We start from the raw sequence: 19,381 nt of genomic DNA, 5'->3' as shown, positions 1-19,381 counted from the left end.
CTACCGCTAGCGGTCGGCGACGGTGATGCTGCTTCGGCGCGCGGTCGAACGCCGAGAAGAAGGTTCGAGCATCATTGAGCGAGCCAGCGGTCAAGGCCGCCTGCCCACCTAGTCGCACGGCGAGAGTGCACTCTCGCCGACGTCGGATTGTGGCGAGGGCGGCGATGTGCCTCATCGCGAGGTTTGCAGCCGGACGCCCGACCCGGCTGAAAACCGAAGGTCAGACGCCAGTTCGATGGGCCCCGCGGGTTGAGCGTAGTCAACCGCACCACGACCCGAGCACAACCAGCCGGGAAGTCCGCGACTCTAGCTGAGGAATGCGCTCGTTATATACGCGACGATGACACCACCCGTTGCCGCGACCGCAGCACCAAGCAGGACCTCCCTCAAGAAGCGTCCTGAACGCCGGGCAACTCCGGCGGTGTCCGCCGCCTTCACATCCACATCGACTAGTGGCCATTCGCCCAACTTGATGTCGGGTAGGCCGCTGGCAACGAATGACATCGTTGCTGAGGCCCGCCTGCGGATCAGTTGAGGCTCGATCAACATCGACACGTCGTTAGTCCCGTTTCTGGTTTCGAACGACGGAACGATGCGGATGCCCCGCGCTTCCGAGTCGTCGAGAAAGACGATCGGGTCACGCTGTCCGATCTGGAACGTGATCGGTTTCCCGGCGTCGAAGGATGGCGACGGAATGTCGGCGCGACTGTTTGAGCGGACGCGCAGTTCGACGATGTACGGATCGCGAATCTCGACGCCACGGAAACTGACTTCGAACTCATGGGGCCTCAGGTCTGCGGGGAGCAACCGGCGGGCAGTCGCGGACCATTCGATCCGTCGCTTGGGGTGGTCGCGGTAGTAGCCGACGATTTGGAACCCGACGCCGATGAGCGCGAGCGTCCCGACCACCGCCGCGACGATGGCCCAAAACAGCCCCCAGTCAAAACCGGCGCTTGCGTCAGCCGCAGTCCCGAAAGTCATGGCCTCACATTAGCGACGAGTGACGATGCGGCATGGAAGCGTCGAATGCTGGCCCGCCTCGGAAGCTTGTTCGGGCTTCCTTGCGCTAGCGTCGCTCGCATGGTCGAGTCGCCGGACAAGATGAGCCCGCGATATGCGGGCTGGCTGAACGAACTTGACGACTTCGTGCGTGACATCACGAGGTTCAACGTCGGGCGTCAGGATTGCGACCTTCGCGCCGACTACGAGGTCATCGGGACAGCCGTCACGAACACGACATCGCAGTTCCACATCCAGACGGCTTTATGGCAGCTGGCCGGTGCGCTCAGGATGCAGGAGGCTGGTGCGCCCCCATCCGCTGTTCCCGTCCTAGTGCGGGCCGCTCTCGAGGCGGCCAGCGCCGTCGCGTGGTTCCTGACGCCCGAGGACGTGAACACGCGCGTTCAACGCACGGTGCAGCTGGCGCTCCAGGATTCATACGATCAGTTCCGATTTGAGCGCCAGACGGGTAGGGACGGGTACAACACGCGCCGCAACGAACTACTGCAAGCGGGTCAGAGGGCTGGATTCACGCGCGCCTGCTTCGAGTCAAGCCGGTACAACGTGACCAGTGCCTTAGAGGACCTGGACGAGAGGTTTGGCGAGAGTGATTTGGTGTCGCTCTGGGCTCTCTTGTCCGGGTTGGCCCACGGACGGCCCTGGGCGATTCTCGCAGCCTCGGGGACTGACGCCAGCGGAGAGGGCCGCGTGCAGATGTACGTCCCCCGCGAGGCATTCGGCTACTACCAGTTGCGAGCTGCTGAAGTGCTCGACCATGCGATCGGGCTTTGGAACCAGCGCGTCGGGAGCGTTGGCACTCCGAAGCAAGCGCCGAGGTTGCCTCGTACTGACGAGGGTCGCGCTCCGGGTCTGCCTGCGCCTCCGTGGACCTGGTCCCCGTCGTGATGCCCAGGCGCGGCGCTCCGCGGGGTCTTCCTTGATCTCGTGATGGGTGGGAGGCCCTGGAAGACCCCTCCGCCCTCTCAAATCAAGGGAGAGGCTTCCGTGGCCTCGTGTGAGCGCGCGCAGACGCTCGAAGGCCGCGTGAACCGGCTGCATCCGGATACGCCGAAGCCCCCGGCCTTCCCTGATGGGTGGCTTCAGGGGCTCCGGCTGGTGTCGAGGACCGGGCTTGTCGGTTACCTCGTCACGCCTGCGGGTTGCTCGATCGGCTGGGCCGCGTCACCCGCGCCGATCACGCGGGGCAGAACCTCCGCGTTGCTGGCGGTGGCCCCGAGGCGGTGGGGCTTGCGTCCCGGATCACCCGCTCGATGACCTGACCCGAGGTGAGCAGACGCTCGACGATGGCCAGTTCGCGACCCTGCACCGGCGCGGCGTCCGCGGCGTGAGCCCCCCGATGACCGTCGCGCGGATGGTCGTCGGCGGCGTCCGCGCGGAAGGGATCCCTCAACGGGCATCGCCCTCTGAGAAGACCATGACGTGCGTCGTCGATCGGCACGCGGACACCCTACGAATGTGGGCTGCGCCGTGTGCGTCGTTCGGCGCAGCTTCGGTGATGACATGGCCTTCGACTTCTCGGATCCCCACCAGGTGCTTCTCTACTGGGCAATCGTGATGAGCGCCTCGATCCTGAGTCTGATCCCGATGTTCCTCTTCTTCTACTGAATCATCCGCCTGGGGGTGGCGCATGGAATGCGGTCATTCCGGCGGTGGGAGCGCACCGGGGAAGAGTGATCACCTCGTCGCCAGTTTCTTCAAGAGCGCGAGGAAGGTGTCTTGTCCCTCGCGATCGCCTCACATGGCTCAACGGCGCACAGGTCAGCGCGGCTAATGGCCGTTCACGATGAAGCAGAGCGGTAGACGCATATCACGCCCCGATATATCGTTTCGCGCACCCACTCAAGGATTTGCACCGCTGGTAACCGGCGAGAAGTTCACGATAGGCACGGGCATCGCCTCGCGGCGTGAGGGATCCACGCCGAACAGCACGACACGCTCGATCTGCGCGTTGTCCTCGCCGTCGACGCGCAGGACGACTTTCAGCGGACCTGCGGGGTCAAAAACTCGCTGCATTGGCGGGAGATTCTGCAGCCGCCAGACATCGGCCGATCGCTCGTCATCTCCGGGGCTGGACTCGAGATCGGCAAACCCATCGAGAGCCGGTTCAGCGATGAGCGTGCCGTCGGGACCGGAAAAGCGCAATGAAACCGGAGACTTGGTGCGGGAATTACGGTCCGCACCGATCTTTATGAAAGCGAACACTTCGGTGAAGGATGTGAAGTCATCGGTGAGTGCGGCGAGGCCGAGCGGGATCGAGGCGACGCCTTCGTCGGTGTCGTTGCTGAGGTGAGGGGGATCCGCCAGGGCGGCAAGGGGAATGACAGTCCCGTTCTGGCTCGTACCCCAGAGGAGAAGGCATCTCAATCGAAGCAGGTCACTCCCGCTTGTCTCGAGACGCAGCGACAACGGCGTCAATTGGTCCGTGTCGAGGTCGACGGGGTACTCGAGCCAGTCGTCCCCGGTGCTTGGAGGGGATTTCGAGGCGGTGAACACGCGCGCGAAGCCCTCGCGGGGCAGCCCGCGCTGGCTCCTGGTCACACGGTGCCCAGCCGGCTCCGCCACCCCCGTAAGGAGGCCGAACCGGACGCCGTTGAGGATCGGCCTTAGGATGTCTCGGCCGTTTACGTTAACGATCAGGCGGAGGTTGTCGCCGGTCGTGCTCCATCCGCGATCCGCGACGGCGTACGCGATGGAAAGCGAAGTGATCCGTACCATGTCCACCCCCCGGGGAACACGAAATCTTCGACGTCTACATTGATCAGGTAACACCACTGATGGTGGCTGCGCCACCCGCCCGCTGCTCCCACGGATCGTTTGCTGTTCGGGATCCTCATGCGTGCGAAGCACGGTGATGGTGCGGTGCCGTGCAGTCAAAACCGCTCGGAAGCGTCGAACTCCCGCGATCTCTGAGGATCTGCTGGCCTGCTCTGATGTGGCAACGGCTGGGGGTTGATCTGCCGGCGCTGTCAGCCCTCGACGCCCGGAGGCGCCTCGCCGGTCACGCCGTCGATCACATCGCGATCGCCGAGGTGCCGGTTTAGTGCGATCTGAAGGCTCTCCTGGCACGCGGCGCCGGGTGACCCCAGCGTCGAGGTGACGGTGATGATCACCGTCTCGTCGTCCTCTTCGACCGTCGCGACGGGATCTCCGTGACACGTGCCGATCACGACAACCTGCACATCGCCACCGTTCGACCATCAGACGATCGACTGCGGTCCACGTTCTTCGGTCGGCTCGGCCGATGCTCACCCCGTGACGAGCGCTAGCTGAGCAACGTTCGCCAGGACTCCCGGCTGGACTCAAGGAGTTCGACCGCCGCGCCACACGAATCACTTTGCCACCAACGGTGCAGGGCAGAGCGACTGGTAACCGCGCCTGCTGACGCGCCGGTCACGTATCGCTCGTGAAGCGAGCCACGCGCTCCGCATGGTGAGCCCGTCCCGGGGCATCACCTCTCAGCCGTTGCACGCATCACCCAGTCGTGGTCTCAGGCGTCTACCGACTCCTTTTCGTCGAGTTCGTCGTGGTCGAGCCCCAGCTTCGCCAGTCGGCTCCGGTAGAGATGCGCAACCATCGGGTCACGACGACGATCAAGCCACTCTCGCAAATTACCGCCTGCGACTTGATTGATCACACCGAGCACGATCGTCAATGCTCCGACGCCAAGAAGCACGACGGAGAAGGGCGACAAGGGCTTGGCTAGATCTAGCGGATTGAGCCAAGCGACGACCGATAGCGCCACGAGCACCACGCCGACGGCGACAACGGCAAACAGTATGCGCCGACGAACGTCCCGATCGGCGCGCCCTCGCAGTTGCGCGAGCTGCTTAGTCTGACGATGGCGCGCGTCACTGCTCGTTGCCTCCGCCTGGGCCAATCGAGTGCGCAACTCCTCGGCTTCAGATTGAGATGCCTGCGCCTTGAGCTCGGCGTCCGAGGCCTGTGTTTCTGCCTGCGAAAGCTCTTGGACTCGGCGGGCTTCCGCAAGCGCGGCGTCGCGCTCAAGTTCCTCCACCTTGCTCTTCAGCGGGGCGGAGAGACCACTCTTGATGTTCTCCACGAGTTGACTTGGGGGCACCGCCGAGAATTTGTCCGGCTCGCCAGCCGCTTCGCGCATGAGCTCCCTCTTGGACTCAGACGACAGGCGAAGCAAGATCGCATCCTCACGAGCCAGCTCGCCACGCTGCTCCAGTTTGTCGACCTCGCCAAGGTATTGAAGCCACCGCCCCGGATCTGGTTGCATCCCCGCCCACGCGGTCGCCGCAACCTTCTTGGCCGGCAGGTCTTCTGCCAATGAGGGGCGCCGCACCCACAGGAGGGAAGCCAGCGTCGAGTCAACGAGTGCTAGCGGAAACTCATGACTTGCTTCCCGCGATTTGTTTGCTGCCCTCACCAGATCACTGTTTGGCGTCACAAAGATCGATCGAGCGCGGTCCAACCGCTCGCTTGTACGCCCCTCTCGCAGTCGATGAACCGCCGAGATGCTATCGACGTCGTATCGAAGTGCGGCGCCGCGAGCGTAGTGCACGGCACCCTTAATGTTCTCTTCAAGAGCGGCCTCATCCAGGCCATGTTGATAGTAGGTGTCCGGCTTCGGGCGCTCGCGTACGCCCAGAACCTGGAGGTCGTCGTCGAATCGCTGGATAGCGATCTCGACATCTGCGGGGCTCATCCCGACTTCCAGGAAGTACACCGCCGAACGGAAATTCTCGTCAACACGAGTCCCAGTTCGGAGAAGGCTCTGGGCGGCGGCCAGAACAGATTTCGCTTCACGCACCGTATGGGCAAACACGCAGACCTTCGCCCCGAGACTCACTGCCAGCGAGACAAGTTCCAGACTTGCCGATCGGGCTGCGTCACCATGGTGTCCAAGGACGTCGATGACGATCGGAGCGTCCAGATAGATCGATAGGCCACCCAATGACGCCTGCAGGGAGGAGACATCCATGCGAAGAACGGCAGACAGGGTGGCACCCTTGGCAACTTCGACGAGATGGGAATAGACGTCATCGTGCCCCTCGTGAGCATCGCTCACAAAACTCGAAACCAGGTAGTTCTCTCCTGGTTCGAGCCTTTTGGGAAGTTGTGCGCCCTGAACAGCACTTCGTAGAAGCGGCAGCGCGTGCACATCCATGTACTGAGCGATGAGCCGCACACAGGCTTCTCTGTTCAGTGAACGGTCCGAATCGAGGTCGTTTTCGCGCGCGTACGCGAGAAGCCGATCTCCGAGCTCGTTTTGCTGACGCACAAACCTGTCGTAGTCGGCAGAGATGGACCGCCCACTTCGTTGTTCGTTTGCGGAACACAAGTACATACCGGACGACGCACTTTCGACGCGCCCAAGCCGCTGACTGCGCTTGAGGATGCTCTTGGCGACGAGACTCGGAATGGTGATGCCAAACTTCTGCTGCACCAAACGGCTGACCTGGTCCGGGGTTACCGGATCCGGGTGCTTCGAGCGAACAGCGTCGATGACAAACTCCACGAAGTTGTCGAGATAGTTCGGTAGTCCCGCGTTGAAGTTCGCGCGCAGAATTGCATATCCAACGAGGGAGGTTGCAGTCACCTCGCTATCATCTCGTGGTCCGTCGACACTGCGTCGTTCGGTCGACGGCGTCGGCGTGTCATGCGCGCGCGACCTTGCACTCCGCACATGTCAATCGCGTCAGGACTGTGGCTTGCCGACGTCGCGTCCAACCCTCGCCTGGACGCGACTGATCGACTGACAGAAGGTGATGGGCTCCTGCGACGACCACGCTGGCCATGCCGACACACTCCCCGGACTGGGCAGTAGCCGCGCCGCCGCAACGGAGCGTTCTAAGGACCTCGCCCGGATGCCGGTCCTCAAGCGGGGGTTCGAGGGTTGCTTCATGGATTATTGCTAGAGGAGCGCGCATGCCCACGTGGCTGCTCGATCAGCTCCCACGAGGAAAGGATCTTGATGTCTGCTGCGAGCCCGATGATCCCGACCGACGAGCAGGTCGTGGACGCGTACCTGTATCTGTTCGGACGGCTGTTGGTGGCTCGGCAGGAGAAGTACGACATCGAGGTCGAGAAGGTGGGCTGGAACAGGATCAAGTACAACCCGGTCGGGTCGGCCGAGTTCGTCAACCCGAACCTGGATGTCGCCTACCTGGAGGCGTGGATCGGTGTCGATGCTGACCACGCCGTGACCCTCAACGTGCCGGAGATCAGCGGACGCTACTACACGGTGCAGATCATGGACGTGTGGGGCGAAGTCATCGCCAACGTCAACGAACGAAACTTCCCCGGCCATCCGTTCGGGGCGGTCGCATTTCGGCTGGCCGAGACCACCCCCATCGTCCGCGACGACGCGCTGGTGATCGATCTGCCGGGTCCCAAGGCGAAGATCCTGGCTCGCGTCGAGTTGAAGGACACACTCGACGAGGCGGTCGCCCTGCAGAAGCAGTTCACCATCGACGCCCCCGACGGCATCCGGATCGCACCCACCCCGGCGATCCCGGAGTTCACGAACGCGCAACTGCCCGGTGTCGACGCGTTCCGGCTGGGTCCGGCGCTTCTCGCGACCGCGCCGGATGCGATGCCGACCGCCCCCGCACACGCGGCCTCGGTCGCGGCGGTCGCCGAGTACGTCGCGTCGGGCGACGACGCCGCTGCAGCAGTCGGCGAGATCATCCGCACCAAGGCGTGGCCGGCGTTCCTCGCCGGCACCAAGGGCTTCGGCACTCAACGCAACGGATGGTCGGTGGCCTTCGTTGCCGGCCGCTTCGGAGACGACATCATCGCCCGCGACATCGTGAACTACGGCGGACTCTGGGCCAACGTCGTCGAGGAGGCCATCTACTACGTCGGCCAGCTCGGCAGCGACGGCCAGCTCCTCGACGGCGACAACACCTACGAGATCCGGTTCGCAGCGGGCGAGCCTGACTCGATGGTGCGCGCGTTCTGGTCGCTCACGCTGTACTCCGTGCCCGACTACCGTGTCGTCCCGAACCCCATCGATCGCTTTGACATCAACTCCGAAGCTCTCCTCGCGACCAATGACGACGGCACCACCAGTGTCTGGCTTGCACCGACTCCACCCGCAGGCACACCGGCAGCCAACTGGCTGCCCACCCCCGCAGGCCGAGGCTTCTCGCTGAATCTCCGCCTCTACGTCGCCCGCGAGCCCGCTCGACACGGAGACTGGTTCCCGCCCGCCATCACGCTGGCCGGCTGACCGTCAGTTTCGGCTGCAGGTCTCGGTGAGCGCGATACATCTTGCCAGTGCGCATTGAGGGTCGTCGAACGTGCGGATAGGTGGCGGCGGCTTGTTGGGGTCCTAGTAGCCTGACTCGTGAGCGGTGGGGCCTAAGGCTTGGGCCGGCGGTGATGCCGATGTGCCGGTTCAGGAGGTCGTCGAGATGTCGTATCGCCCGAAGGAAGCAACGCCAGCAACCGCGGCGGTCAATAAAGCTGGCGAAGCTTTCTACCCGCTGGATGACCGCCACGACTTCCACGATGCTCGGGTCAACTTGATCGCCCCGATCCCGAACGGCCAAGTACTCAACGACGACGGCGTGGTGGTCTTCGACCTTGGCGATTTCGCGTACCTGACCGATGACGCGCCTCGGCCGGACACAGTGGATGCCAGCCTGTGGCGGACCTCACAGGTCATCCACGAGGGCGGTCTGTACAAAGTGGTCGACCGCATCTACCAGGTCCGCAACAACGACATCGCCAACCTCACGATCGTCGAGGGCGACGACGGGCTGATCGTCATCGACTGCTCCACCAGCGTCGAGGCGGCCGCCCAGGGGATGAAGCTGTTCCGCGACCATGTGGCCGACAAACCGGTCGCGGCCGTCATCTACACCCACACCCACGTCGACCACTATGGCGGCGTGAAAGGTGTGGTTGATCCGGCCGATGTCGCATCCGGCAAAGTGCCGATCATCGCGCCAGGCACCATCGCATCCTTCGACAAGTTCGCGATCGGTGAGAACGTCATCGCCGGCAACGCGATGTCCCGACGGGCGCAATATGCGTTCGGAAACCTTCTCGACCGGGAGCCGCACCAGTTCGTCACCCTCGGCGCCGGGATCGGAAACGGCAAGCATGGGATGACGATCTCCTATATCTCCCCGACGGACCCGATCACCCAGACTGGGCAGACTCGCACCATCGCCGGGCTGACGTTCGAGTTCCTCTACGCCCCGGACACCGAGGCCCCGGAGGAGATGCACATCTGGATCCCGGAGCTGAAGGCACTCACCTGCGCCGAGAACGCGAACCACTGTCTGCACAACATCCAGACGCTGCGCGGCGCCCGCACCCGTGACGCCCGCAACTTCGCCCGCTACCTCGACGAGACACTCGAACGGTGGGGCGATCAGGCCGAGGTTCACTACGGCCCGCACTCCTGGCCGGTGTGGGGCAACGACAACATCGTGCAGTTCCTCGAGGACCAGCGCGACATGTACAAGTACATCCACGACCAGTCGCTGCGGCTGGCGAACAAGGGCTACACCCCGCTCGAGGCCGCCGAGGTCATCGCGCTGCCGGATCAGCTCGCGCACAAGTGGTACAACCGGCAGTACCACGGCACCGTGCACCATGACGTGCGCGGGGTGTTCACCAAGGAGCTCGGCATGTGGGACGGCGACCCTGTGTCGCTGCACCCCCACATCCCGGTGGAATCGGCGAAACGCTACGTCGACCTCATCGGAGCGGAAGCGATTCTCACCGAGGGCCAGAGGGCTTTCGACGAGGGCGACTACCGGTGGGCGGCCGAGATCCTGCACAAGCTGGTCTTCGCCCAGCCTGACAACCAGCAGGCGAAGAATCTCCAAGCGGACGCGTACGAGCAGATGGGCTACCAGACCGAAGCCCCCCAATGGCGCGGCATCTTCCTCACCGCCGCCCGCGAATTGCGCGAGGGCGTCGTCGAGGCGGTCTTCAGCACCGCCTCACCAGACACCATTCTGGCGATGCCGCTCGACGTACTGTTCGACTTCGCCGGCGTGCACCTCATCGGCGACAAGGCCGTCGACACCGACCTACGCATCGACTTCCACTTCACCGACACTAACGAGGCTTGGACGATGTGGGTCAAGCGTGGCGTACTCAACGCCCGCCTCGGCACCTCGCCAGACGCGGGGGCTGCCGTGTCCGGACCCAAAGCCGCGCTAGTCGGCGTCGTCCTCAAACCCGCCACCGGACCGCACCTGGCCGACCAAGGCAACATTCGACTCGACGGCGACGCGTCAGTCTTGACCCAGCTCGCCGCCGTCATGGACGACTTCGACCCCAACTTCAACATCGTCACGCCCTAAACGTCCGGGGCGCCCGAACACCGGTCCTGCAGCGAGCACCGCGCACCGAGACATGCAACGGCTACCGGACTGCGCGGCTACACGTTGGTAGCGGGCTTCTCGTTCGCAGTGGTCCCGTCGCCGGGGGCCGTCCATACGGCGCGGAGGATCTGAATGGTGGTGTCAAGATCAACGCCCGCGCGGCTGCTGGTGTCGGCGAGCGTGCGGGCGGCGTCGAGAACCGGGCGGCGAGTGGTCGTAGCGGTGGTGCTGACGCGGGTTCCGCTTCCGGTGCGGGTGATGAGGAGGCGCTCGGTTTCGAGCGCGCGGTACGCCTTCGCGACGGTCCCGGGGGCGACTGCAAGATCCTTCGCGAGTTGGCGGACCGAGGGGAGTCGGTCGTTCGCGGCGAGTTGGCCGGAGGCGATCAGCCCTCGGATCTGATCGCGGATCTGATCCGTTGGGGGGGCGGATCCAGACAGGAGGATGATCACGCGTCGACCATCACCGGCGCGTTGCGGCGCGCACCGACTCCGGTGAGCGCGACCGACGCAAACAGCCCAGCACCGGCCACAACAGCGATGTAGGAGGCGACGATGAAGACAGGGATCATCGCCACGATGGGAGTCGTGAGGGTCACTTGTCCGACATCCGATGACACTGTCGCGGCAAGCGACGCGGTGCGGGCGAGGGACTCCACGATCAATCCGAGGTGGAGGACGAGGGATGCGGTCACCACAACGATGACGTTAAGCGAGCGGATCCTTCGGATGCGTGCGTCGTTGTCCCGGTCCGCCGCCAGCGGGGGCCGGGCGATGAGCGCGAGGCTTGCTACCGCCGCGACGACGAGTGCCAGGATCGTGATCAGCGCGGGGAGCGAGTAGTACCAGCCATAGATGTAGGTCCCCATTGTCGTTCCTGTGCCGAGGTCGACAAGGTACATGTCGTAACGCCCCGTGTCCGGGTTCGGCTGAGAGGCCGTCCCCGAGAGGATCGTGATCAGCAGGACAAGGGCCAGCACGATGGCAGGTGAGATGAACCAGCGGGGGCGGGTGAACCGGAGGGGACCGCGGGGCGCAAGTTCGGCTACCCCCGCGCCTTGGCGGGATCGGATCGGGAAAGCGAGTAGCGCGACTCCCACGATCCCAACTGCCACGGGGATCGTGAACCGGTAATCGAGATACCAGACCGCGAAGTCAGCGGACGGGGCGAAGGGCGCCAGGATAGGCCCTGCCATCAGCACCCGGACCGACACCTCGACAAGCACACCCACGGTCCCGGCGATGACCGTGAACACAGCGACCGCGCCGCCCAGTGGCCGCAGGCTTCGACGTCGTATCAGCCACCACGCCACGGCAAGAACGACTCCGACGAGTGGTGCAACCAGCACCCAGATCAGCATCCACGGCATCAGCGCGCCTTTCGCTTGTGTCATCCGTATGATACACATTTGTAGCATCGAGTTGCTACACCTGGTCGGAATCGCGCCGACGCGGCGACTACCGAGTGCACGAACGTTGGCGGGTCCGTCAACGCCCGGCTCGATTGAGAGCCGAACCGTCGCCCAGTCGGATCAGTCTGACGATTCGCCGGCCTCAAGTTCAGGTAGCCGACGAATGTCGCTGGTTTCGTTCGTGCTGTCTGAGCGTGGGGCGGCAGCTGTCAGGCTCCCCATGTCGCGCGGAGTATTCGCACTGCCTCGTCGAGTGGGACACCTGCTTTTGCGCACTGCGCCGAGAGTGCGCGTGCGGCCTCGATCACTCTCCGATTGGTGGTGGACGCGGTCGAACTGACCCGGGTGCTGCCGCCCGGTTGTGCTGTGACGAACCCGTCACTTTCTAGGGCGCGGTATGCCTTCGCGACGGTGCCGGGTGCGACGGAGAGGTCACGGGCAAGTTGGCGCACCGATGGCAGTTTGTCCTCGGCTGCCAGTTGGCCGGATGAGATCAAGCCTCGAAGTTGGTCTGCGATCTGGTTTGCGGGCGGGGTCGACCCGGACAGCTCAATGAGCATGGCTGGCACTCTCGTGGGCTGTCGCTCTCGCGGCAGCGAACTGCTCGATGAGGAGGCGGAACCAGAGAACCAGGCCGACGGTGACCGCACCGATGCCGAGTCCCAGACAGAGGGGAGCGAAGATGGCGAAGGGGGGATAGATCGGGACGATCGCATCCCCGACCGGAACTCCCGTGTTCAGGTTCGCGGTGTACGCGAAGAAGATCAGCACCGCACCGATATGCAGCACCACCGCGCCAGACACGGTGACCAGGATGGTGCGGCTGCGCGACCGCCGGGCGGCCATGTCGGCGGTGGGGTCGTCCCCGATGGGTGGTCGTGCGATCAGCGACAACCCAACGAGTGTCGTCCCGGTCAGACACAGCAGCAACACCAAACTCGGCCATGAGAACGCCCATCCGTAGATCAACCGGCCCACGGCGCCGACACCAGCGTCCTGCATCCACATGGTGTACTCGCCGCGCTCATCCGGGCTCGATGCCATCCCTCCGACTAGGGCAAGAAGAATCGCGGCTGCGGTCAACGCGCCGGCCCCGATGACCCACCGGGCGGGCGCGAAGCTGAATGCGGTGCGTGGTGCGAGCTGCGCAACCTTCCTCCGCGGCCCGGCCTGCGCGGGCACGCACTGAAGCCCTGCCGCCACCAGACCGGCAAGCAAGGGTGCGGCGAACTGCCAGCCGCCAGGGATCAGCGACAACCACTCCAGTGGTGCCAGGTGACCGATCGTCTGAAACGGCCAACTGCCGCTGGCCAGCACGACCACCTCGAGTGTGAGAGCAGCTCCCAGCCCAATCGTGGTCAACGCCACCACGCGCCGTGGGAGCAGCGGCACCGCACGCGGCCACAGCCTGATGAGCAGCATCGCCACGACGACGCCGATCACCGCTGGCGCGAGCATCAACACAACAGGCATAGCGAACCCGCCTTCTGTACCAAACAAGAGATACAGTCAGTGTGTCAACACTTTGGTACAGATGCAAGAAGAACCGCCGACAGTTTGTTTGAGGGTTGCCGACCGCGCACGACGACTCCGGCTCCCACGCACCGCGCTCGCCCGTCCTGAAGTTGGGATCGTAAGAGCTGGCAAGATCGGTCGCGTGGCTGTCACGATCGCGAGCGAAGTCCCCCGCGCGGACGAAATCGTCCGGTTGTATCAGTCGGTGGGGTGGACCGCGTACACCGATGATCCGCGTCGACTCGTCGACGCTGTGAACGCGTCATATCAAGTGCTCACCGCGCGAAGCGAAGCGGGAGCGTTGGTCGGTCTCGCGCGGACGATTTCGGACGGCCTCACGGTGGCGTACGTCCAGGACATCCTGGTGTCGCCTGAGTGTCAACGCCAGGGCGTCGGTGGAGCGCTGCTGGACGAGGTGCTGGCCCAGACACAGCACATCCGCCAGCTGGTGCTATTGACTGACGCCGAGGAAGGACAACGCAAGTTCTACGAATCGCGTGGACTCATTGAGGTGCACGACTTCGCTCCGCAACTGCGATCGTTCGTACGCCTTCGCTGAGAACCGCGACTCGCCGTGAGCGCCTTCCCCGATGCGCGACGGGCGGTCCTTCAGCGTGCCTCAGCTTGCACAGCCGGAAGGGTTAGCAGGTGCTTGGTTAGTTGGCTATCGGGAGGCGCACAACCGTGGCGATGCTGAAGCTGTCCGAGGCGTCCCTGGACATCGCGGAGCGATGGCATCATCGAACGCTCGGTCGGCGCACACGTGGCCGATTCACTTGTGAGCCAGCTGGGCGGGGGAGAATACTGGGCCGATGCTTCCCGGCCTGCCTCACGGCTCCACTGCGGACCAGGCGCGAGCCATCTTCACGGGCGCTGGGTGGCGGCCGGTTGGGTCCGGCGACTGGGCATGGGTGCTCGCCTCGCCCGATGACAACCTCGTCGCACGCGTCACGCCGTTCGATCCGGCCTTCCGCCTCTTCGCCGACGCAACCTTGAGAGGACCATCGAACCCGTATCTTGTGCGCATCGACGAGCTGCTTCCACTTCGCCACCGAGGATATGTCGTGGTCATGGAGCGGCTCCACACGACCGACGAGTATCGGGCGCTTCGCCTCGCGGCCGCTCTCACCATCGACCCGGAGGTCGCCTCGGCACCGTCGGCGAGCGCCGCCCCCGACCTTGCCGCTGACCCGGATGTCGTCGATCTGCGGCGACGCATCGGCGAGCTCGTCGCCGCGGGCGAACGTCTATTCGACCTCTGGGGTGGTGCGGATATCAGGCCGGAGAACATCCTGCAGACTGCCGACGGCCAACTCCGCATCACCGATCCCGTCTTCATCCGCGGGATCGACATCTTCGAAGCCATTCGCGACGGCCGCGCAGACCGCCTACGCGACTTCTCCCGCGCCGACCTTCATGACTTCCTGTCTATCCCAGTCTTTTCCTCCGGCCCGGAGACAGACGCACTCCGGCAAAAGGTAGACATCCTCATGACATAGCTGCGTTCGATTCGCGGTCGCTGATCGTGCAGGGAGGCACGCAGCGCCGTTTTGTGCGCCTTCGCGTCTGAGCAGGGTGACTGCCGGATTCCCGTCCGAAGCTACCCCTCGAGCAGCGCCGCGAGCGCAGCTAGGTCGCGCTCGAGGCTGTGCTGAACTTCGGCAGACATGCGCGTCGCCGACTGCACTTCGCGTGGCCCATCCAGCCATGCGGACAGTTCCACCTCTGTACCGTCGAGCCCTTCGACGGCCTGGTGGTGCACAGTCAACTCCACCCCATCCAGTTCGGTGGTGTCGGCATAGACGAAACCCGGACCGACCGTAGTGATGCGAAACGGCGACTCTTCACCACCGACCGCCTTGAGAATGCCGCGTGCCCCTACATCGAAGGGCTCGAGCAGCCGGAAGTACTCCATGCTCGGCGCCCATTCGGGATGTGTCTCGATGGCGCACCAGCGCTCGAAGAACAATGCGGCCGAGGCGGTAGACGTGCGACGGGTACGTGCGATCTCGATCACGCAATCGACGCTAGCGGCATCCTCCGACAGTGGAGCAACTCCAGTGTCTGAGCGCTCTTACACCGCTCGCGGCTCTCGGTTGACGGTCCTTGACCGCGCTGAGCGGTCGATGGCGCGCCAGACGTTCCGCTAGTCGACGAAGACCACCTCAACGTCAAAGTCCCGAGTGTCGTCGCGCGAAGAGTTCAGCGCGATCAGGTCGCGTGCCATCCCTTCGATATCCGCTTCGTCGTGAGCTTGCGTCCACCACGTAGTCCCGCGCACGCGTACGAGCCACAGGCTTCCGTCGCGAGACACGTCAAGAACGAAACTGTCACCTTGGGCCACTCGAGCATCGTCGCACGAGATGCGCCGCGCTGAACGGTCATGGGTCCATCAGCGTGCGCTCAGGAAGCCGGTGAAACTGAGAGCATGACATCCGTAGAAACTGCGAGTGCGGGGGACGCTCGCCGCTCCCGCCCCGGCGCGCAAACTGCCGCGTTTGTTGCGTCGGGGGTCGCCCTTTTGGTGTGCCTGGCACTCATCGGCCTCTTTGCCGTACTGGCATCCGCCTCGACCTTCGTGTTGATCGGTGACGTCACCGGGTTCCAGGTCGCGTACTTCTCGGTTGTGGTTGGCCTCGTGGCACTTGCGGCATTTGTCTTGCTCGCTCCCGCACCTCGCTGGTGGCCGTACCTCGCGGTACCCGTTAGCGCCATGGGAGTCGCGTTGGCGATTCTGCTCGCGGTGATCGGCGGGCCCTTCGCCGCCGACACGAAGGTGACGCCACTTGTTGCCGAGGGCTGCGCGACGGGGTACATCGCGATCGAGCCGTCAGGTGGCGGCGGAAGCTTCATCGGAGTGCGAGATGGATGGCGCGTCCGCAGCGTGCAGCAGTTCGCAGGCGACGACTTCAGCCGGCCGTTCGCAGCGGGAGACTACGTCGCGCGTGACAGCGATGGCGAGGTAGCCGTCTGGCACGAGGGCGAGCCAGCGAGTCCGGCATTCAGCCTTCCCCAGCTGCCGAACTACTCCTGCGGATAGAGTCCAGCCGACCGCCCGAAAGTCGGTCCGCTTGCGGGCGGGAGGGCATCGTCAGCGGGCTGCGGCTCGTGGCGACCAGCTCGACACGGTTCGCGAAGCGCCCGTGGGTGAACCGGGATCGCGTCAGGACACGGTCCAGCCGATGACCCGTAGTACTTCGCGCGCCGCGTCTTCCTCGCTCCGGTCGTGCGTGGAGACCAGGACGTCGCGGATCTGCTCCAGATCGGTGCGTGCAGCATGATGGTCGACCCAGGCGCGAAGTGACGCCCGCCACTCGTCCGTCGGTTCCCGCTCGGTGACCCTCGCTTTGAGCACGTCGATGGGGGCAGTCAACTCGCAGACGACCAAGGACGCTGCTGGCAGCGCGGCGCGTAGCTGTTCGAGTCGATCGGTGTCGGCGATGACGGTGGGTATGATCACGCGGATGTCGGGCACCTGCGCGTAGTTCGGCCAGATCGCTGCGAGGTTGGCGAGCCAGAAGTCGGGACGGGGCGACGGGAAGATGAGGTTGAGCTCGTCGACATCGATCACCCCGTGTGGGACGCCGTCGGCCCGCAGTTGCTCGGAGATCGCCCGGGCCAGGGTGGTCTTTCCTGAGCCGGGTGAGCCGTGCAGGATCAGGACGTTCGCGGAACTCACGCGGCGACGATACCGTGCAACGCGCGCTGACTTTCGAGCGCCAACCGCGTAGCTTCGGTCTCATGTGGGAACACGTAGGTGACCCCGTCAGTGTGCCGAACGTCGTCGGGATGCCCTTCCATCTCGCTGATGCTCTTGCAGCCAGCCGTGGCGTCACGCTCGCCAACCCGGATCCTGATGGGCCACCCATCGGCGCCATCGCATGGCGGCGCGCGGCCTACATCACGAGCCAACAGCCCGCGGCCGGCGGCATCGTTTCCCGACACTCCTCTGTCACTGTCGAGATCGTTGACCATGGCGGCGCCGACGACATGGCCGTCCAGGGTCAGCCCGATGCTCCCCCGGCAGACGCCGCCCACGTCCACCTCGAACGCGCCAAACTCATTCAACTCAGCCCAGAAGGGCAGAGAACGTAGGCCGGTCCCCTCGCGAGCGAGGAACGGCGCCTCCGTATGCTCAGGGTGTGGCCTCGCTCAAGCTCGACTCAGTGCTTTCCCGTAGCGATACGCAAGAGATCGTCGACGCCGTGGATGCTCTGAGAACGGAACGACGCCTCAGCGGCCGTGGCGCGACCCAATCGAACGGCAAGGGGCGGCAATTCCAGTTCGCAGTCGATGAGCGGCATCATTGGTGGACGCTGGCATTCGATGATGGCGAGCGCCAGTGGTTCCGCGACGGCATAGTTCGCCGTCCTCAGGATGAGCCGCGTCCTGCGGAGTTTTTCCAGCCACTGCCGCAGCTCCTCCAGATGCTGTGGCCCGCAAAGCTCCTGACGTGGGCGCCGCGCGGCAGCTTCTATCCTGTGCTCGTGCAGCGCGTCGGCCGCCGCTCGCTCCTCATCACGTTCGAGCACGTCGACGATCCCGCGTTCCGCCAGACCCTCGTCGTCGACGAAGAGACCGGAATCGCAAAGCGATTTACCGGCTTCGGCCACGCCGTCATCCTCACCTCGATCGAGAGTCTCGATGCCTGGGATCCAGACAAGGAACCCGTCTTCGCCCCGCTTATCGGTCCGATTCCGACCGACTACTGAACCGATGCGGTGCGGGCACGCCGCCCGCCCGCAGCCGGGTCCTCCTGCGAGCAGGGCCTATCCTGTCACCGATGCCCAGTCTGGAGATTTCCGCAGTTCCGCTTCCGGTGGCCTCTCGGAAGCTCAATCCGCAAGCGGGTCTACGAGTGTTTCATCTCGTCGGAGCCCGCTGCCTTGTCGGATGGGTGGAAGGACAACAGTCCTATCGGGCGGGCGTCCTCGATGTCGCAGATGGATCCCTGCAGGCAACTGCACCCCTTGTCGGCGATCTGACTGGGCACTTGGCCGACGAACAATTGCTCTGGTTGCTGACCAACTATGGGCTTCAGGAAGTGGATCGTGAGTCCTTCTCTGTTCGCCGCACCCTCCGAGCTGGACTGCCCAAGTACGCGACTCGGCTGCTCCGGATAGATCATGACCACGCTCTCGTCGTCGTGAAATACGGTCAGTCTCATGCCCTCGTGAATTTGCGCACAATGAGCATCGCCCGAAGGATCCGCATCCCTGAACCGGACATCGCGCTCCCTACCGACGACGGCGCGATGCTTCTGAGCTTTCGCTATGGCGTACGCAGGCGCTTGACAGCTGACCTTCGGGCGATCGCCGGTGGTGACGTAATCCCTCGGGGAACAGGGCCGAGTCTGGACCGGGACCGCGCCGTGTTCGTGACCGCAGTCCCGAAACCGTCGGCTGCCGTCGTCCGAGATGTCGGTCTTGATCCACATCGCTATGTCGACCTTGAAGCGACCGGCACCGTAGGTTGGCTTGGTCCGTGCGGACCGGCGGTGCTCGCCGCGGGTTCCGCTGAGATTGGCTGGATTCACGGGCAGACCGCCAACGGCGACATCGTCGCCAGCGACGGCAACAGGGCGGGGGGAATAGGTCGCCTCGTCATCCTCCGGCCGGACGGCCAGACACAGCGGGCTTTTCACGAGTTTCCCTTGAGCGCGGGCATGGTCGCGGTGTTATCGGACTCGGCTGCGGTCGCCTCGCCGCGATACTTCGGCGATGCGCGAAGCAACTTCGAGCTTCTTCGTTGGTGAGGACGGGCAACGTCAGACACGAGTGTGGTAGCCCGATGGTCGGTCCCCGACTGCGTAGTGGTCGTCGGGGTGTTCCCGCCGGCTGATGCTGTGGGAATGGAAAGAGCCTCTCGGCCGCCAGATGCCCGTTTAGCCTGCCCCGATCACTCGCGCGCCCAGGTACCTCACACGAAGCGACCAACGCCAGTCACGAGCCTTATCTCGTAGGGGACAACAGCAATGCACGCAGGCACTTTCTGTGTAAGCACTCGCAACTAAGACATGTCAGGCGTACCCTGGTGCCGTGCGGGGTGGCTTGGAGCGTTGGAAGCGTGGTGTCGAGTCGCAGGGGGTTCGGCAGGCGATGGCGTACGCGTTCAAGGG

The 19,381-nt window shown here is 64.4% G+C and carries 20 protein-coding genes; 9 read left to right on the top strand and 11 right to left on the bottom strand.

Going from position 1 to position 19,381, the window contains the following annotated elements; translation table 11 throughout:
- Positions 1-306 precede the first annotated feature (306 nt).
- On the bottom strand, positions 307-981 hold the full coding sequence (locus B1729_RS03560; protein WP_163630745.1) for a hypothetical protein: 675 nt from the start codon (positions 979-981) through the stop codon (positions 307-309).
- A gap of 99 nt (positions 982-1,080) precedes the next feature.
- Here B1729_RS03560 and B1729_RS03555 point away from each other — a divergent pair, with 99 nt between their 5' ends.
- The gene (locus tag B1729_RS03555; protein ID WP_163630743.1) at positions 1,081-1,905 is read left to right on the top strand and encodes a hypothetical protein; all 825 of its coding nucleotides are present in this window, start codon (positions 1,081-1,083) and stop codon (positions 1,903-1,905) included.
- 289 nt (positions 1,906-2,194) lie between these two features.
- On the opposite strand, the gene B1729_RS03550 is transcribed toward B1729_RS03555, so the two are convergent.
- The 4 genes from B1729_RS03550 to B1729_RS03535 all read right to left on the bottom strand — a co-directional run bounded on the left by B1729_RS03550 (position 2,195) and on the right by B1729_RS03535 (position 6,586).
- Positions 2,195-2,458, bottom strand: coding sequence for a hypothetical protein (locus B1729_RS03550; protein WP_163630741.1), 264 nt, complete (start codon positions 2,456-2,458; stop codon positions 2,195-2,197).
- 401 nt (positions 2,459-2,859) lie between these two features.
- Positions 2,860-3,735, bottom strand: coding sequence for a hypothetical protein (locus tag B1729_RS03545; RefSeq protein WP_163630739.1), 876 nt, complete (start codon positions 3,733-3,735; stop codon positions 2,860-2,862).
- Between the two features lie 251 nt (positions 3,736-3,986).
- Entirely contained in the window at positions 3,987-4,199 is a 213-nt protein-coding gene (locus B1729_RS03540; RefSeq protein WP_163630737.1) for a hypothetical protein, read from the bottom strand.
- A 308-nt stretch (positions 4,200-4,507) separates the two neighbouring features.
- Complete coding sequence (locus tag B1729_RS03535) at positions 4,508-6,586, bottom strand: hypothetical protein (RefSeq protein WP_163630735.1); 2,079 nt, start codon at positions 6,584-6,586, stop codon at positions 4,508-4,510.
- 375 nt (positions 6,587-6,961) lie between these two features.
- Here B1729_RS03535 and B1729_RS03530 point away from each other — a divergent pair, with 375 nt between their 5' ends.
- Together B1729_RS03530 and B1729_RS03525 are read left to right on the top strand one after the other, a co-directional pair.
- Positions 6,962-8,221 carry a DUF1214 domain-containing protein gene (locus tag B1729_RS03530; protein WP_163630732.1) on the top strand — a complete coding sequence of 420 codons (1,260 nt, stop codon included), beginning with the start codon at positions 6,962-6,964 and terminating at the stop codon, positions 8,219-8,221.
- Positions 8,222-8,381: 160 nt separating this feature from the next.
- Entirely contained in the window at positions 8,382-10,316 is a 1,935-nt protein-coding gene (locus B1729_RS03525; protein WP_204318848.1) for an alkyl sulfatase dimerization domain-containing protein, read from the top strand.
- Between the two features lie 77 nt (positions 10,317-10,393).
- Here B1729_RS03525 and B1729_RS03520 read toward each other — a convergent pair whose 3' ends face one another.
- From B1729_RS03520 to B1729_RS03505, 4 genes are all read right to left on the bottom strand, one after another.
- Entirely contained in the window at positions 10,394-10,789 is a 396-nt protein-coding gene (locus B1729_RS03520; protein ID WP_239539377.1) for a GntR family transcriptional regulator, read from the bottom strand.
- Complete coding sequence (locus tag B1729_RS03515) at positions 10,786-11,730, bottom strand: hypothetical protein (protein WP_163630730.1); 945 nt, start codon at positions 11,728-11,730, stop codon at positions 10,786-10,788. The genes B1729_RS03520 and B1729_RS03515 overlap by 4 nt, the downstream gene beginning before the upstream one ends.
- A gap of 227 nt (positions 11,731-11,957) precedes the next feature.
- A complete protein-coding gene (locus tag B1729_RS03510; RefSeq protein ID WP_163630728.1) occupies positions 11,958-12,308 on the bottom strand; it encodes a GntR family transcriptional regulator in 351 nt (116 codons plus the stop codon).
- Positions 12,298-13,221 carry a hypothetical protein gene (locus tag B1729_RS03505; protein WP_163630726.1) on the bottom strand — a complete coding sequence of 308 codons (924 nt, stop codon included), beginning with the start codon at positions 13,219-13,221 and terminating at the stop codon, positions 12,298-12,300. The genes B1729_RS03510 and B1729_RS03505 overlap by 11 nt, the downstream gene beginning before the upstream one ends.
- Positions 13,222-13,405: 184 nt before the next feature.
- Here B1729_RS03505 and B1729_RS03500 point away from each other — a divergent pair, with 184 nt between their 5' ends.
- Positions 13,406-13,822, top strand: a complete 417-nt coding sequence (locus B1729_RS03500) for a GNAT family N-acetyltransferase (protein ID WP_163630724.1) — start codon at positions 13,406-13,408, stop codon at positions 13,820-13,822.
- 253 nt (positions 13,823-14,075) lie between these two features.
- Positions 14,076-14,762 (top strand): hypothetical protein, encoded by a 687-nt coding sequence (locus tag B1729_RS03495; RefSeq protein WP_163630722.1) that lies wholly within the window; start codon positions 14,076-14,078, stop codon positions 14,760-14,762.
- Between the two features lie 101 nt (positions 14,763-14,863).
- Here B1729_RS03495 and B1729_RS03490 read toward each other — a convergent pair whose 3' ends face one another.
- Positions 14,864-15,280, bottom strand: coding sequence for a hypothetical protein (locus B1729_RS03490; protein ID WP_163630720.1), 417 nt, complete (start codon positions 15,278-15,280; stop codon positions 14,864-14,866).
- A 411-nt stretch (positions 15,281-15,691) separates the two neighbouring features.
- On the opposite strand from B1729_RS03490, the gene B1729_RS03485 reads away from it, so the two are divergent.
- Positions 15,692-16,303 (top strand): hypothetical protein, encoded by a 612-nt coding sequence (locus B1729_RS03485; RefSeq protein WP_163630718.1) that lies wholly within the window; start codon positions 15,692-15,694, stop codon positions 16,301-16,303.
- A 123-nt stretch (positions 16,304-16,426) separates the two neighbouring features.
- Here B1729_RS03485 and B1729_RS03480 read toward each other — a convergent pair whose 3' ends face one another.
- The gene (locus B1729_RS03480; RefSeq protein ID WP_163630716.1) at positions 16,427-16,942 is read right to left on the bottom strand and encodes an AAA family ATPase; all 516 of its coding nucleotides are present in this window, start codon (positions 16,940-16,942) and stop codon (positions 16,427-16,429) included.
- Positions 16,943-17,004: 62 nt separating this feature from the next.
- On the opposite strand from B1729_RS03480, the gene B1729_RS03475 reads away from it, so the two are divergent.
- From B1729_RS03475 to B1729_RS03465, 3 genes are all read left to right on the top strand, one after another.
- Positions 17,005-17,358, top strand: a complete 354-nt coding sequence (locus B1729_RS03475; RefSeq protein WP_163630714.1) for a PASTA domain-containing protein — start codon at positions 17,005-17,007, stop codon at positions 17,356-17,358.
- Positions 17,359-17,405: 47 nt separating this feature from the next.
- On the top strand, positions 17,406-17,975 hold the full coding sequence (locus tag B1729_RS03470) for a hypothetical protein (RefSeq protein ID WP_163630713.1): 570 nt from the start codon (positions 17,406-17,408) through the stop codon (positions 17,973-17,975).
- A 71-nt stretch (positions 17,976-18,046) separates the two neighbouring features.
- Complete coding sequence (locus tag B1729_RS03465) at positions 18,047-19,018, top strand: hypothetical protein (RefSeq protein ID WP_163630711.1); 972 nt, start codon at positions 18,047-18,049, stop codon at positions 19,016-19,018.
- The last annotated feature ends 363 nt before the right edge of the window (positions 19,019-19,381 follow it).

The sequence above is a fragment of the Microbacterium sp. B35-04 genome (assembly GCF_010634885.1).
In the GTDB taxonomy this organism is placed as follows: Bacteria; Actinomycetota; Actinomycetes; order Actinomycetales; family Microbacteriaceae; genus Microbacterium.
Note: the sequence above shows the minus strand (reverse complement) of the source record. Positions and strands in the feature narration are given on the sequence as shown.

Bases quoted from the DNA above. Each gene is read 5' to 3' on its own strand.
- B1729_RS03465 (WP_163630711.1), top strand. From the start codon at position 18,047: ATGCCCAGTCTGGAGATTTCCGCAGTTCCGCTTCCGGTGGCCTCTCGG.
- B1729_RS03545 (WP_163630739.1), bottom strand. From the start codon at position 3,735: ATGGTACGGATCACTTCGCTTTCCATCGCGTACGCCGTCGCGGATCGC.
- B1729_RS03510 (WP_163630728.1), bottom strand. From the start codon at position 12,308: ATGCTCATTGAGCTGTCCGGGTCGACCCCGCCCGCAAACCAGATCGCA.
- B1729_RS03515 (WP_163630730.1), bottom strand. From the start codon at position 11,730: ATGACACAAGCGAAAGGCGCGCTGATGCCGTGGATGCTGATCTGGGTG.
- B1729_RS03485 (WP_163630718.1), top strand. From the start codon at position 15,692: ATGACATCCGTAGAAACTGCGAGTGCGGGGGACGCTCGCCGCTCCCGC.
- B1729_RS03505 (WP_163630726.1), bottom strand. From the start codon at position 13,221: ATGCCTGTTGTGTTGATGCTCGCGCCAGCGGTGATCGGCGTCGTCGTG.
- B1729_RS03560 (WP_163630745.1), bottom strand. From the start codon at position 981: ATGACTTTCGGGACTGCGGCTGACGCAAGCGCCGGTTTTGACTGGGGG.
- B1729_RS03475 (WP_163630714.1), top strand. From the start codon at position 17,005: ATGTGGGAACACGTAGGTGACCCCGTCAGTGTGCCGAACGTCGTCGGG.
- B1729_RS03530 (WP_163630732.1), top strand. From the start codon at position 6,962: ATGTCTGCTGCGAGCCCGATGATCCCGACCGACGAGCAGGTCGTGGAC.
- B1729_RS03495 (WP_163630722.1), top strand. From the start codon at position 14,076: ATGCTTCCCGGCCTGCCTCACGGCTCCACTGCGGACCAGGCGCGAGCC.
- B1729_RS03555 (WP_163630743.1), top strand. From the start codon at position 1,081: ATGGTCGAGTCGCCGGACAAGATGAGCCCGCGATATGCGGGCTGGCTG.